The organism is Streptomyces sp. NPDC043861 (genome assembly GCF_056435905.1).
In genome coordinates, this window is the sequence record NZ_JBWKDP010000001.1 from 786070 (window position 1) to 798325 (window position 12256).

Consider the following 12256-nt stretch of genomic DNA (forward strand, 5'->3'; position numbering starts at 1 on the left):
GGGAGACCCCATGCGTTCGACACCGCGGGCCGATCCTCAAAGACCGCCCGGACGGGACCCAGGGGGCCGCACGTGCCGCGTGCGGCCCGTTCGACGATGGGCGGCAGCCACCCCGGGCGGTGCACCTGCGACACCGGTGATCTGCGGCGTGCTGCCGGAAGGTCCCTGGCATCTGCGCCGGCCGGGGCGCCGGAGGTGTGTGATTCCGGCGTCGGGATCACCCTGTGGTGCTGCGGATGACGACGTGGGCGTGATCTCGTGGTGCCGGTGACGACGACCGGGCGGGCGGCGACCCGCGTGCCCGGCCGTCGGCGCGCGGCTTGCGCCGACGGAGCCGACGGCCCTTCTCGGACCCCGGGAGGCCCGCGTCGTCCGCCGTCCGTGTGCCGGTGCGGGGCGGCACAGCTGCCGCCCCGCACCGGGGTGGGTCAGCCCCGCCTGCCGCCGCCCTGATTCGGGTCGAGGAGGCCCGCCTTGCGGAGGGCGTCGGCCATGGCGCTGTTCGCCGGCGCGGGGGCCGGGCGACCGCCGCCACGGCCCGCACCACCCTGGCGCTGCTGGGGCGGGCGGCCGCCCTGGCCGCGCTCGCGCCGCTGGCCGCCGCCCGCCGGACGGGTCGCCGGACGGTCCGCCGCCTCGTCGTCGAGACGCAGGGTCAGTGAGATCCGCTTGCGCGGGATGTCGACGTCGAGGACCTTCACCTTCACCACATCGCCCGGCTTCACCACGTCCCGCGGGTCCTTGACGAACGTGCGGGACATCGCGGAGACATGCACGAGGCCGTCCTGGTGGACGCCGACGTCGACGAACGCACCGAACGCCGCGACGTTCGTGACGACCCCCTCCAGCACCATCCCGGACGCCAGGTCGGAGATCTTCTCGACGCCTTCCTTGAAGGTCGCCGTCTTGAACGCGGGCCGTGGGTCGCGCCCCGGCTTCTCGAGCTCACGCAGGATGTCGGTCACGGTGGGAAGACCGAAGGTCTCGTCGACGAAGTCGTCCGGGCGCAGCGAACGCAGCACCGACGTGTTGCCGATCAGCCCGGCCACCTCGCTGCCCGCGGTCTTCACCATCCGCCGCACCACGGGGTACGCCTCGGGGTGCACGCTCGAGGCGTCCAACGGGTCGTCGCCGCCGCGGATCCGCAGGAAGCCCGCACACTGCTCGTAGGCCTTCGGACCCAGCCGGGCCACGCCCTTGAGGTCCTTGCGCGACCGGAACGGACCGTTCGCGTCGCGGTGCGCAACGATGTTCTCGGCGAGCCCCGCCCCGATGCCCGACACCCGCGAAAGCAGCGGTGCGGACGCCGTGTTGACGTCGACGCCGACGCCGTTCACACAGTCCTCGACCACCGCGTCCAGCGAGCGCGACAGCTTCACCTCGGACAGGTCGTGCTGGTACTGGCCGACGCCGATCGACTTGGGGTCGATCTTCACCAGCTCCGCGAGCGGGTCCTGGAGCCGCCGCGCGATCGAAACGGCGCCGCGCAGCGAGACGTCGAGCTCGGGCAGTTCCTGCGAGGCGAACGCGGACGCGGAGTACACGGAGGCGCCGGCCTCCGACACCATCACCTTGGTGAGCTTCAGTTCGGGGTGCTTGGCGATGAGGTCGGCTGCGAGCTTGTCCGTCTCCCGGGACGCCGTGCCGTTGCCGATCGCGACCAGGTCGACCGCGTGCTGCTTGGCGAGCCGCGCCAGCGTCGCCAGGGACTCGTCCCACTTGTTGGCGGGCACATGCGGATAGATGGTGTCCGTGGCGACGACCTTGCCGGTCGCGTCGACCACGGCGACCTTCACACCCGTACGGAATCCCGGGTCCAGGCCCAGCGTCGCCCGTGTGCCCGCCGGGGCGGCGAGCAGCAGGTCCCGCAGGTTCGCCGCGAAGACCCGTACCGCCTCGTCCTCCGCCGCCGTCCGCAGCCGCAGCCGCAGGTCGATTCCGAGATGGACGAGGATCCGCGTCCGCCATGCCCACCGCACCGTGTCCGCCAGCCACTTGTCGGCCGGCCGGCCCCGGTCGGCGACGCCGAAGCGACGGGCGACCATGCCCTCGTACGTGGAGGGGCCCGGCTCGTCCGAGGGCTCCTCGGGCTCCATCTCCAGCGAGAGGACGTCCTCCTTCTCACCGCGGAGCATGGCGAGCACCCGGTGCGAGGGTAGTTCGGTGAACGGCTCGGAGAAGTCGAAGTAGTCGGCGAACTTCGCACCCGCCTCCTCCTTGCCCTCCCGCACCTTCGCCGAGAACCGGCCACGCGTCCACATCCGCTCGCGCAGTTCGCCGATGAGGTCGGCGTCCTCCGAGAACCGCTCGGCCAGGATCGCCCGGGCGCCCTCCAGCGCGGCGCCCGGATCCGGAACGCCCTTGTCCGCGTCCACGAACGCCGACGCGGCCGCCAGCGGTTCGACCGACGGGTCACCGAGCAGCCCCTCGGCCAGCGGCTCCAGACCTGCCTCGCGGGCGATCTGCGCTTTCGTGCGCCGCTTCGGCTTGAACGGCAGATAGATGTCCTCCAGGCGCGCCTTGGTGTCGGCCGCCCGGATCTGCGCCTCCAGCTCGTCGGTGAGCTTGCCCTGCTCGCGCACGGACTCGAGGACCGAGGTCCGCCGCTCCTCCAGCTCCCGCAGATACCGCAGCCGCTCCTCGAGTGTGCGCAGCTGCGCGTCGTCGAGCATCTCGGTCGCTTCCTTGCGGTAGCGCGCGATGAACGGCACGGTCGATCCGCCGTCGAGCAGCTCGACGGCCGCCTTCACCTGCCGCTCGCGTACGCCGAGCTCCTCGGCGATCCTGCCTTCGATGGACGTCGTCACGGTTCCCCGACTCGCCTTCTGATGCTGGCTGTGCCTGGAGGCCCCGCACTCACGTCCGCGCGGCCTCTTCGCCTGCATTCTGCCGGGTGGCGGGGTGCCCTGTCGCGTGCCCCCTCCGGGGTCAGCGCGTGCCGTTGAGGTCGGCCGGGAACGCACCGGCCGCGACCGCGGTCGTCAGGAAGTCGCGTGCCAGCTCGGTGAGGCGTTCGACATTCGCCGAGCCGAGGTGCTCATAGGGGGCTGCGTCGAGGCGGTCGGTGTGTTCCTCCAATTCCGCCCGCAGCGCGGCACCCGCCTCCGTCAGCCCGCCCTCCGCGTCGAGCAGCCCGCGCTCGCGCAGCCGGTCCGACGCGGCCTCCCAGTCGGTGCGTCGCCAGCCACGGCTCGCGAGGATCCAGCGGATGGACATGCCCTTGCCGGTGGCGCTGTGGCTCACCAGCGCCTCCACCGGGTCGAGCCCGGCCGAGAGCAGCGCGGTCAGGTGTCCGTCGCCGCGGTGCTCGCGGAGCAGTGTCGCGGCGTGCCAGTAGGCGAGATGGGGCTGGTCGGGCACGGGCAGGTCGGCGTGCGCCGCATACAGCGGACGGGCATGCCGGGTGCAGGCCTCGGCGGCGCGCAGGGCCAGCCGGGCGGCCTCGGCCATCTCCTCGGAGGCCACCAGCTCATCGCCGAGCAGCCGTCGGAGCGTGGTGTCGACGGCCCTGATCCGGGCATCGAGCACGGCCGCCGGTGCGGCGGTCTCCCAGACCGCCGGGAGGTGCCGGGCTATCAGCTCGTGGTTGAAGTTGTAGAACGTCGCTGCCACGGTGCCCGGTCCGACGGCGCCCATGGCGGCGGCCCGGCCCGCGAAGTACGCGGCGCTCGTGTCCTCGATGCCGAGTCCGGCGAGCTCCTTCGCATGGTCCGGCGAGAAGTACACGGTGGAGTGCATCGGGTTGAGGGCGTTGTGACAGCGGCGTCCCGCGTGCGAGGGCAGAGAGGTCATGGATGACACGTTACCGACTGGTCGGTATGACGGGAAGGGTGGGTGCATCTTCGAACCGGTGGCAGAAAAGGTGGGGGAATCGTCATTGCGGCCATCGGTGCAGGCCCCGACGATGGACGTATGCCAGAGCGAATCGTGCTCATCACATTGTTCGACGGTGTACAGAGTCTCGACGTCACCGGCCCGCTGGAGGTGTTCGCGGGCGCCAACAAGCATCCGGGTGCGCCGTTCACGTACCGCATCCGTACCGCCTCCCTGGACGGCGGGCCCGTGCGCACGTCCAGCGGGCTCGCCCTGCTCCCGGACGGGGCACTCGGCGACGAGGCGCTGCCGCACACACTCGTCGTCCCGGGCGGAGAGGGCACCCGCCACCCCGATCCCGCGCTGATCGACTGGCTGCGCTCACAGGCCCCGCGCGCCGAACGCCTCGTATCCGTCTGCACCGGCGCACTGCTGCTGGCCGAGGCGGGGCTCCTCGACGGACACCGCGCGACCACGCACTGGTCCGTCTGCGACCACCTTGCGCGCACCTACCCCACGGTCGACGTCCGACCCGAGCCGATCTTCGTGCGGGACGGGAGGATCGCCACCTCCGCGGGGGTCACCGCAGGTATCGACCTCGCCCTTGCCCTGGTCGAGGAGGACCTCGGACGCGAGACGGCGCTGAACATCGCCCGCCACCTCGTGGTGTTTCTGCGCCGCCCTGGCAATCAGTCGCAGTTCAGTGCCCAGCTGGCCGCCCAGACCGCGCAGCGCGACCCGGTGCGCGAGGTGCAGCGGTTGATCAGCGAGCACCCGGACGGTGATCTGTCGGTGGAGTCGCTGGCGGCCCGCGCCCGGCTCTCACCGCGTCAGTTCGCCCGTGTCTTCCGCGCGGAGACCGGCGTCACGCCCGGCAAGTACGTCGACCGGGTCCGTCTGGAGCATGCGCGAAGGCTCCTCGAGGACACCGGCGACGGTATCGAGGAGATCTCGCGCGCCTGCGGATACGGCACCCCGGAGGCGATGCGCCGCGCGTTCGTCAAGTCGCTCGGCGCCGCACCGGCCGAGTACCGCCGCCGTTTCCACGCACCCGTCCACGAGGCCGTCCCGCGCCAGTGAAGCGGACCGGCACCTGAGAACAACCGCCAGTGAGAACAACCGGCTGCGAGAAAGCCGCAGCCGGAAAGCCGCAGTCGGAAACCGGCGCCTGGACCGGCGCCCCGAACCGGGAGGGAATCCCATGCAGATCGCGATCCTGCTCTACGACCGTTTCACCAGCCTCGACGCGGTCGGCCCGTTCGAACTGCTCAGCCGGCTCCCGGGAGCCGAGACCGTTTTCGTGGCCGAGCAGGCGGGGCCGGTGCGCAACGACCAGGACAACCTCTCCCTGGTCGCCGAGCGTGGCCTCGCCGATGTGACCGCGCCGGACGTGATCGTCGTACCTGGTGGCCCCGGTTCGCGGCAGGCGATGACGAACCGGACGATCCTCGACTGGCTCCGTGCGGCCGACGCCACCAGCAGCTGGACGACGTCCGTCTGCACCGGTTCGCTCGTGCTCGCCGGGGCGGGGCTGCTCAAGGGCCGCCGGGCGACGAGCCATTGGCTGGCCCTGGACGATCTCCCCGCACTGGGTGCGGAGCCGACGGGCGAGCGTGTCGTGTTCGACGGCAAGTACGTCACCGCGGCCGGCGTCTCGTCCGGTATCGACATGGCTCTGCATCTGCTGGGCAGGCTCGCAGGCGACCAGGTCGCCCAGACCGTGCAACTGCTCACCGAGTACGACCCGCAGCCGCCGTACGACGCGGGTTCCCCGGACAAGGCACCGGCCGAGATCGTGGCGTTCTGGCGTGGGGAGGCCGACCGGGTCCTGGTCGCGGAACAGTGATCGTCCCCCGGGCCGCGGCGGCCGTCACACGGTCCAGGTGAAGCGTGGCGGCCTGCGCTCCAGGAAGGCGGCGACCCCCTCCGCGGAGTCGCCGCTGCCGCGCGCCTGCCCGGTCCAGTAGGCGTCACGGTCGGTCCGCCCCGCGGCGAACTCCTTCGCGGCTGCCTGCGTCAGCTGGGACCGGCCGGTGAGCACGCGCGTGAACTCGGCCACGCGCTTGCCGAGTTCCCCCTCCGGCAGTACCTCGTCCACCAGACCGGTGCGCAGCGCCCGTGAGGAGTCGATCAACTCGCCCGAGAACAGCAGGTACTTCGCCGTCGCCGGTCCGACGAGAGACACCAGCCGCCTCGTCGAGGACGCCGGGTAGACGATCCCGAGCTTCGCGGGGGTGATGCCGAAGGATGCGCCCTCCTCCGCGAACCGCAGGTCACAGGCCGCGGCCAACTGGCAGCCGCCGCCGACGCAGTAGCCGCGCACGGCCGCCAGGGTCGGTTTGGGAAAGTCCGCGAGTGCCTCCTCCGCCCGCACCGCCAGACTCTGCGGGTCCTCCTCGGCGCCCGGCGCATGCGCGCGCAGGGACGAGATGTCCGCACCGGCGCAGAAGGTGCTGCCCGCACCGGTCAGGACCAGGGCCCGTACCTGTGGGTCGTGCGCAAGCCCCTCGAGCACCAGCGGCAGCGCACGCCACATGGCGGCGGTCATCGCGTTGTGCTTGCCGGGATTGTCGATGACGACGGTGGCGACTCCGGCCACCACCTCGGCCGAGACCCGACCCTGCTCCGACTCCGTACGGTCCATGTGCCGGATGCTATCGGCGCTCCGTACGCCGGATGCCGGCGGCCCGCCCCGAACCTGTGATCAGGCAGGGGGTGCGACGAGGAGGCACGGATGGCCGGTCCCACCCGGGAGACCAGGAAGCTCCGCCGGAGTCTCGGCCGGCTGGCGGCGCTCGGTGTGGTTCTCGTCGTCGGCGGAGTGGCCGGTCTGATCTACGTCGGTGTGGCGACGCTGACCTCGATGCTGCTCTTCGGCTGGCTGCTGCTGATCGGTGGCCTGGTCGGTCTGCTGCACGCGATCGAGTCGCGCGGCAGCAACTTCTTCTGGCTCGCGGTGGTGGTCGCCGCGCTCAACATCGCGGCCGGTGTGGTCGTCATCCGGCATCCGGAGGGCAGCGCCGAGGCGCTGACGATGTTCGCCGCCCTGCTGTTCCTGACCGGAGGGCTGTTCCGGCTCGTCGGGAGCGTGGTGGTGCGGGGGCCGCAGTTCGGCTGGACACTGCTCCAGGGCGCGTTCGGCCTGCTGCTGGGTGTGCTGGTACTCCTCGACTGGCCCGAGAGCAGCCGTTATGTGCTGGGCGCCTTCTTCTCGCTGGCGCTGCTCTTCGACGGCCTCGGGCTGATCGCCGTCGGCGTGGGAGGCCGTCGGATCGTGGGCATGGTGGCGGAACCGGCGGGGGCGGGCGGGGGGAACACAGGCTCGTCAGGGAAGCCGACAGAAGAAGATCAGGACTGGTCGCGCACACGACGCAGCCACATGAATCCCGATCGGATTCCGTCGATAGTCGCTGACTTGTGTTCAGCGCGCCGGTATGGACCAGCCCGTTCCCACACTCATTAGTCACGTAGTCAACGGGTTTCCTGACCACAATTCACGAGGGTGGGTGCGGGACTATGGAGAGCCCCGGGAGCGTCCCGGCGCGGCTGGCGTACGAGGGCGTCTGGCGGTTCACCGCACCCGCGCTCGAAGCCTCCGTGCCCCAGGCCAGACACGCGGTCCGCGATCTGATCCGGCGCCAGGGTGCACCGCTCCACGACGAGCTGCTGCACGGGCTGCTGTTGATCGTCTCCGAGCTCGTGACCAATGCCGTACGGCATGCGGCCCTGCTCTCGCCCGAGCTGGCCGTCGAGGTCGCGATCGGCCCCGAGTGGATCCGGGTGGCTGTCGAGGACAACCACCCGTACCGGCCCAAGGCGCTGGAGACCGACTATGCACAGACCGGTGGCCGCGGGCTGCTGCTGGTCAAGGAGATCACCCGGGAGGCCGGCGGGTCCTGCGACGTCGAGCACACCGCGACCGGTGGAAAGATCATCTGGGCCGCGCTGCCGCTCGCCTTTGCCGGTGCCCGTGGCCAGGTGCCGCTGTAGGCGGCTACCAGCCCCTGCCGGGCCCGGTGAGTTCCTTGATCGCCGGGCGCGCCGCCTCGAGCACGGTCATGAACCACGCGGAGAAGGTGTCCCGGGCGTGCCGTTCGGTGAGCTCGGCCGCCGTCACGAACGCCGTTTCGCCGATCTCCTCCTCGTCCGGTCGCAGCGGGGCCTGCACGAGGCCCACGAAGAGGTGGTTGAACTCCTGCTCCACCAGGCCCGATGCCGGGTCCGGGTGGTTGTACCGAACCGTGCCGGCCTCCGCCATCAGCGACGGTGAGACGCCGAGCTCCTCATGGGTCCGACGGGCGGCGGCGGCGAACGGGGCCTCCCCCGGGTAGGGGTGCCCGCAGCAGGTGTTCGACCAGACGCCGGGCGAGTGGTACTTCGCGAGTGCGCGGCGCTGGATCAGCAGCCGTCCGTGTTCGTCGAAGAGGAACACGGAGAACGCCCGGTGCAGCTGACCGGGGGCCTGATGGGCGGAGAGCTTCTCCGCGGTGCCGATGGTGCGGCCGCTCTCGTCGACCAGTTCGAGCAAGATCGGCTGCATGGTGCCGTTCGGCGAGCTGTTCGCCGCGGTTGCGGGTGTGGTCGGCATGGCCATCCTTTGCTTCGGTCCTCGGCCCTGGGGCCAACCCAGTCTGCCGTACAAAAGCGGCTTGTCCGCACTTCACCGCCCTTGGGCATGTCCGCGCCCGCCACGTCCACGCGTGGCGGGCGCGGACGACGGGTCAGACTCCGAAGGCTCCCGGGTAGGTGATCGTGCCCTGCGGCAAACCCGTGGAACCGTCCAGGACGAGCGCCATCATCGCCTCGTCGGGCACATCGAAACCTGCCGTGATCCCCAGCCGGGAAGCCGGTTCGAAACCGAAGCGCGGGTAGTACTCCGGATGGCCCAGAACCAGGACCAGCCGTTCGCCGCGCGCCCGGGCCGCGTCGAGTACGGCCCGGATCACCGCCGTGCCCGCGCCCTGCCGCTGATGGACGGGGGCGGTGGCGCAGGGGGCCAGTGCCAGGGCAGGCGTCCCCCCGACCCGGCACCGCGTGAGCAGTGCGTACGCCGCCACCGAACCGTCCGGAGCCTCCGCGACGTACGAGAGGCCGGGCAGCCAGGCCGACTCGTCGGCACGGAGCGCGTCGACGAGGTCGGCCTCGTCCTGCGTCGGGAACGCCGCCGTGTTGACCGCACGCACGGCCGGGATGTCGGCCGCCGTCTCCGGACGGGTCGGCCAGCGGGAATCGGCGGGTCGCAGCACGTAGCCGGTGCAGCCGTAATCCGAGCCGTGCTCGCGGCGCATGGCGATCTCGGCCAGGGTGCCGGCCAGGGCCTCGCTCATTCCGGGGGCGGCGGGGTCGGCGGCGGCGGCCCGTTCGCCGAGCGGACCGTAGTACTCGGCCCAGTCGCTGTCGGGCTGTCGGTGGACACCGAGAACGGTGTAGCCCTCCGCGGTGGCGGTCGCGGTGTTCTGGGCGGTCGTGCGCAGCGCACAGTGCTCGTCCCAGAAGGCGCGGGCCTCGGCGCTGGGCTCGTCCGAAGTCCACTCGCATGCGGTGACGACGAGCGTGCCGCCGGGTGCGAGCAGCCGCCGCCAGCGGTGGAGAGCGGTGCCGAAGCCGATCGCGTACGCCGAGCTCTCCGCCCACACCAGGTCGAAGGACCCGTCAGGGAAGGGCGGTTCGGCCATGTCGGCATGGACGGTGTGGATGCGCTCGCCGAGACCGCGGTCGTTCGCGGCCTGCCGCAGCTCCTCGAGGAACGGCTCGTGCAGATCCACGGCCGTGACCTCGGCCCCGGCCTCGTCGGCCAGCAGCAGCGCGGCGCGGCCGGGGCCGCAGCCCAGATCGAGCACGCGCGGCCGGGGCGGCAGCGGCCCCGCCGTCCCGAGCAGCCGGCGGGTGGTGTCGTCGGAACCCGGCCCCTGCCGGGGCAGGCCGTGGTGCAGGGTGAAGAACGCTTCGTGCACGGATTCGGTTGCGCCGCTGTTGCGGCGGGCGTTGTCGGACAACGTGGGAAACCCTTTGAGTGAGCGGGCCCCGGCCGACGCACGGACTCAGGTCGGCGTACGGATTCAGCAGAGCCGGGAACCCGGAGGACGATGACGGACCGGGCGCTGTGCGCAGCTGGTCCCCTCATGCCGCAGGGCGCAGGGGGACTCCGTCGCGGCGGTCATCAACCTCAGCTCCTCTCAAGATCACGGGTGCGCGCCAATGTAGCAGCCGTCAGTGACAGAGCCCGGCCTCGTGCGCGGCATGACCACTGGGCTCCAGCTGGAATGTGCAGTGCTCGACATCGAAGTGGGAACCGAGACAGCCCTGCAGTTCGTGGAGCATCTTCTCGTGGCCGATCCCGTTGAGCACGTCCTGCGCCACCACGACGTGGGCGGAGAGCACCGGCATGCCGGAGGTGATGGTCCAGGCGTGCAGGTCGTGGACGTCCTCCACCCCCGGCAGCGCCCTGATGTGTTCGCGCACCTCGTCCATGTCGACGCCCTTGGGCGCAGCCTCCAGCAGGACGTTCAGCGTTTCCCGCAGCAGCTTGAGCGTGCGCGGCACGATCATCAGGCCGATCACCAGCGAGGCGATCGGGTCCGCCGCCTGCCAGCCGGTGGTCAGGATGATCACCGCCGAGATCAGCACCGTCATGGAGCCGAGGGCGTCCGCGAGGACCTCCAGATAGGCCCCGCGCACATTCAGGCTCTCCTTCTGGCCCCGCATCAGCAGGGACAGGGAGACCATGTTGGCGATCAGGCCGACGAGAGCGAAGGCGATGGCCACGCCGCCCTTGGTCTCGGCCGGGGTGATGAAACGCTCCACCGCCTCGTACAGGAGGAAGGCGCCGACTCCGAGCAGCAGCACACAGTTCGCGAGCGCCGCGAGGATCTCGGCGCGGGCGAAGCCGAAGGTGCGGCGGGCATCGGCGGGGCGGTTGGCGAAATGGATCGCGAGCAGCGCCATGCCGAGGCCGAGGCCGTCCGTGGCCATGTGCGCGGCGTCGGCGATCAGGGCCAGTGAGTCCGCGAGGATCCCGCCCACGATCTCCAGAGCCATCACGCCCAGCGTGATCCCCAGGGCGATCCGCAGGCGCCCCTTGTAGGCGGCGGCCGCGGTGCCCGTCGGCGGCAACCCGCCGTGCGCGTGTCCGTGGTCGTGCCCAGCCCCCATGGCGATGCCTCCCGGATCATTCCGATGATCTGTCCGAATGGCCAGTGAACTACGGGTGGGGGGTATCGGGCAACACGAAGCTGAACACCGTTGTCATGTGCTCTGACCTGCAATGATGTTGCAGGTCAGAGTGGGGTGGCGATCAGTGCGCAGCTGCCTCGGGGTGGCGGAGCAGCCAGCCCTCCCAGGCCGACTCGACCATCTCGCGCACCCCGAGCGAGGACGTCCATCCCAGTTCCTTGGCGATCCGCTCGACCGAGGCGACAGCCCTCGCCGCATCACCGGGACGGCGCGCCTCGACCACGGCGGGGGTGCCGTGCCCCGTCACCTCGGCGACGAGGCGTGCGAGGGCACGGACGGACACGCCCTCGCCGCGGCCGATGTTCACGGTGAGGTCCCCGGCGCCGTGCTGGGCGGCCAGACGGCGGGCCACACTGAGATGGGCGTCGGCGAGATCGGCGACATGGATGTAGTCGCGGACGCACGTGCCGTCCGGGGTCGGGTAGTCGTCGCCGAAGATCCGCAGGGCCTGGCCCCTGGTGATCCGGTCGAAGAACATCGGGATGATGTTGAACACGCCGGTGTCGGCGAGTTCGGGCCGCGCCGCGCCGGCCACGTTGAAGTAGCGCAGACAGGCCGTCGCGATGCCATGGGCCTGCCCCGCCGCCCGTACCAGCCACTCACCGGCGAGCTTGGTCTCGCCGTAGGGGTTGATCGGCACCGCGGGGGTGTCCTCCGTGATGAGTTCCACATCGGGGACCCCGTACACGGCGGCCGAGGACGAGAAGAGGAAACGCTTCACGCCGGCGTCGACCACGGCCTCCATCAGGACTGTGAGGCCATGCACGTTCTCGCGGTAGTAGCGAAGCGGCTGCTCGACGGACTCGCCGACCTGCTTCTTCGCGGCGAGATGCACCACACCCGTGACGGAGTGGTCGGCCAGTGCACGGTCCAGCAGCCCCCGGTCGAGCACCGAACCGTGCACCAGGGGCACGCCCGCGGGCAGTCGTCCCGCGACGCCCGTGGAGATGTCGTCGAGGACGACGACCCGCTCCCCGGCCTCGGTCATGGAATGCGCCACATGGGCCCCGATGTACCCCGCGCCACCTGTGATCAGCCAAGTCATAGCCGCCACCCTAGGCGGTCGCGGGACGCGGTTTGTGGGGCACGGTACCGATCGACGATGATGATCTAGGCCGGGCCGTGGCGGGCCGGCCCGTGGCTGCGGCGGTGCCCCGGACGGAGCAGGAGGCCGGCGGGCGCAGCGGGAGTGTCCCCACCGGGAAACCTC

The 12256-nt window shown here is 71.2% G+C and carries 11 protein-coding genes; 4 read left to right on the forward strand and 7 right to left on the reverse strand.

Annotated features, from left to right (window positions below):
- Nucleotides 1-428: 428 nt before the first annotated feature.
- Complete coding sequence (locus AC068D_RS03255) at nucleotides 429-2807, reverse strand: Tex family protein (protein WP_478821189.1); 2379 nt, start codon at nucleotides 2805-2807, stop codon at nucleotides 429-431.
- A gap of 121 nt (nucleotides 2808-2928) precedes the next feature.
- On the reverse strand, nucleotides 2929-3792 hold the full coding sequence (locus tag AC068D_RS03260; protein ID WP_478821190.1) for an SCO6745 family protein: 864 nt from the start codon (nucleotides 3790-3792) through the stop codon (nucleotides 2929-2931).
- A gap of 120 nt (nucleotides 3793-3912) precedes the next feature.
- Between AC068D_RS03260 and AC068D_RS03265 the strand changes: the two genes are divergently transcribed.
- Together AC068D_RS03265 and AC068D_RS03270 are read left to right on the forward strand one after the other, a co-directional pair.
- Nucleotides 3913-4893: a GlxA family transcriptional regulator gene (locus tag AC068D_RS03265; protein ID WP_478821191.1), complete on the forward strand. Its 981-nt coding sequence runs from the start codon at nucleotides 3913-3915 to the stop codon at nucleotides 4891-4893.
- Nucleotides 4894-5014: 121 nt separating this feature from the next.
- Nucleotides 5015-5659, forward strand: a complete 645-nt coding sequence (locus AC068D_RS03270) for a DJ-1/PfpI family protein (RefSeq protein WP_478821192.1) — start codon at nucleotides 5015-5017, stop codon at nucleotides 5657-5659.
- 24 nt (nucleotides 5660-5683) lie between these two features.
- Here the strand turns inward: AC068D_RS03270 and AC068D_RS03275 are convergent, their stop codons facing one another.
- Nucleotides 5684-6457: an enoyl-CoA hydratase/isomerase family protein gene (locus AC068D_RS03275; protein WP_478821193.1), complete on the reverse strand. Its 774-nt coding sequence runs from the start codon at nucleotides 6455-6457 to the stop codon at nucleotides 5684-5686.
- 90 nt (nucleotides 6458-6547) lie between these two features.
- Here AC068D_RS03275 and AC068D_RS03280 point away from each other — a divergent pair, with 90 nt between their 5' ends.
- Both AC068D_RS03280 and AC068D_RS03285 read left to right on the forward strand, forming a co-directional pair.
- On the forward strand, nucleotides 6548-7276 hold the full coding sequence (locus tag AC068D_RS03280; protein ID WP_478821194.1) for an HdeD family acid-resistance protein: 729 nt from the start codon (nucleotides 6548-6550) through the stop codon (nucleotides 7274-7276).
- A gap of 53 nt (nucleotides 7277-7329) precedes the next feature.
- Nucleotides 7330-7803: an ATP-binding protein gene (locus AC068D_RS03285; protein WP_478821195.1), complete on the forward strand. Its 474-nt coding sequence runs from the start codon at nucleotides 7330-7332 to the stop codon at nucleotides 7801-7803.
- Nucleotides 7804-7807: 4 nt separating this feature from the next.
- On the opposite strand, the gene idi is transcribed toward AC068D_RS03285, so the two are convergent.
- From idi to galE, 4 genes are all read right to left on the reverse strand, one after another.
- Nucleotides 7808-8401: an isopentenyl-diphosphate Delta-isomerase gene (gene idi / locus AC068D_RS03290; protein ID WP_478821196.1), complete on the reverse strand. Its 594-nt coding sequence runs from the start codon at nucleotides 8399-8401 to the stop codon at nucleotides 7808-7810.
- Between the two features lie 133 nt (nucleotides 8402-8534).
- Nucleotides 8535-9809 carry a GNAT family N-acetyltransferase gene (locus AC068D_RS03295; protein ID WP_478821197.1) on the reverse strand — a complete coding sequence of 425 codons (1275 nt, stop codon included), beginning with the start codon at nucleotides 9807-9809 and terminating at the stop codon, nucleotides 8535-8537.
- Between the two features lie 214 nt (nucleotides 9810-10023).
- On the reverse strand, nucleotides 10024-10965 hold the full coding sequence (locus AC068D_RS03300; protein WP_478821198.1) for a cation diffusion facilitator family transporter: 942 nt from the start codon (nucleotides 10963-10965) through the stop codon (nucleotides 10024-10026).
- Between the two features lie 142 nt (nucleotides 10966-11107).
- Complete coding sequence (gene galE / locus AC068D_RS03305) at nucleotides 11108-12091, reverse strand: UDP-glucose 4-epimerase GalE (protein WP_478821199.1); 984 nt, start codon at nucleotides 12089-12091, stop codon at nucleotides 11108-11110.
- Between the last annotated feature and the right edge of the window lie 165 nt (nucleotides 12092-12256).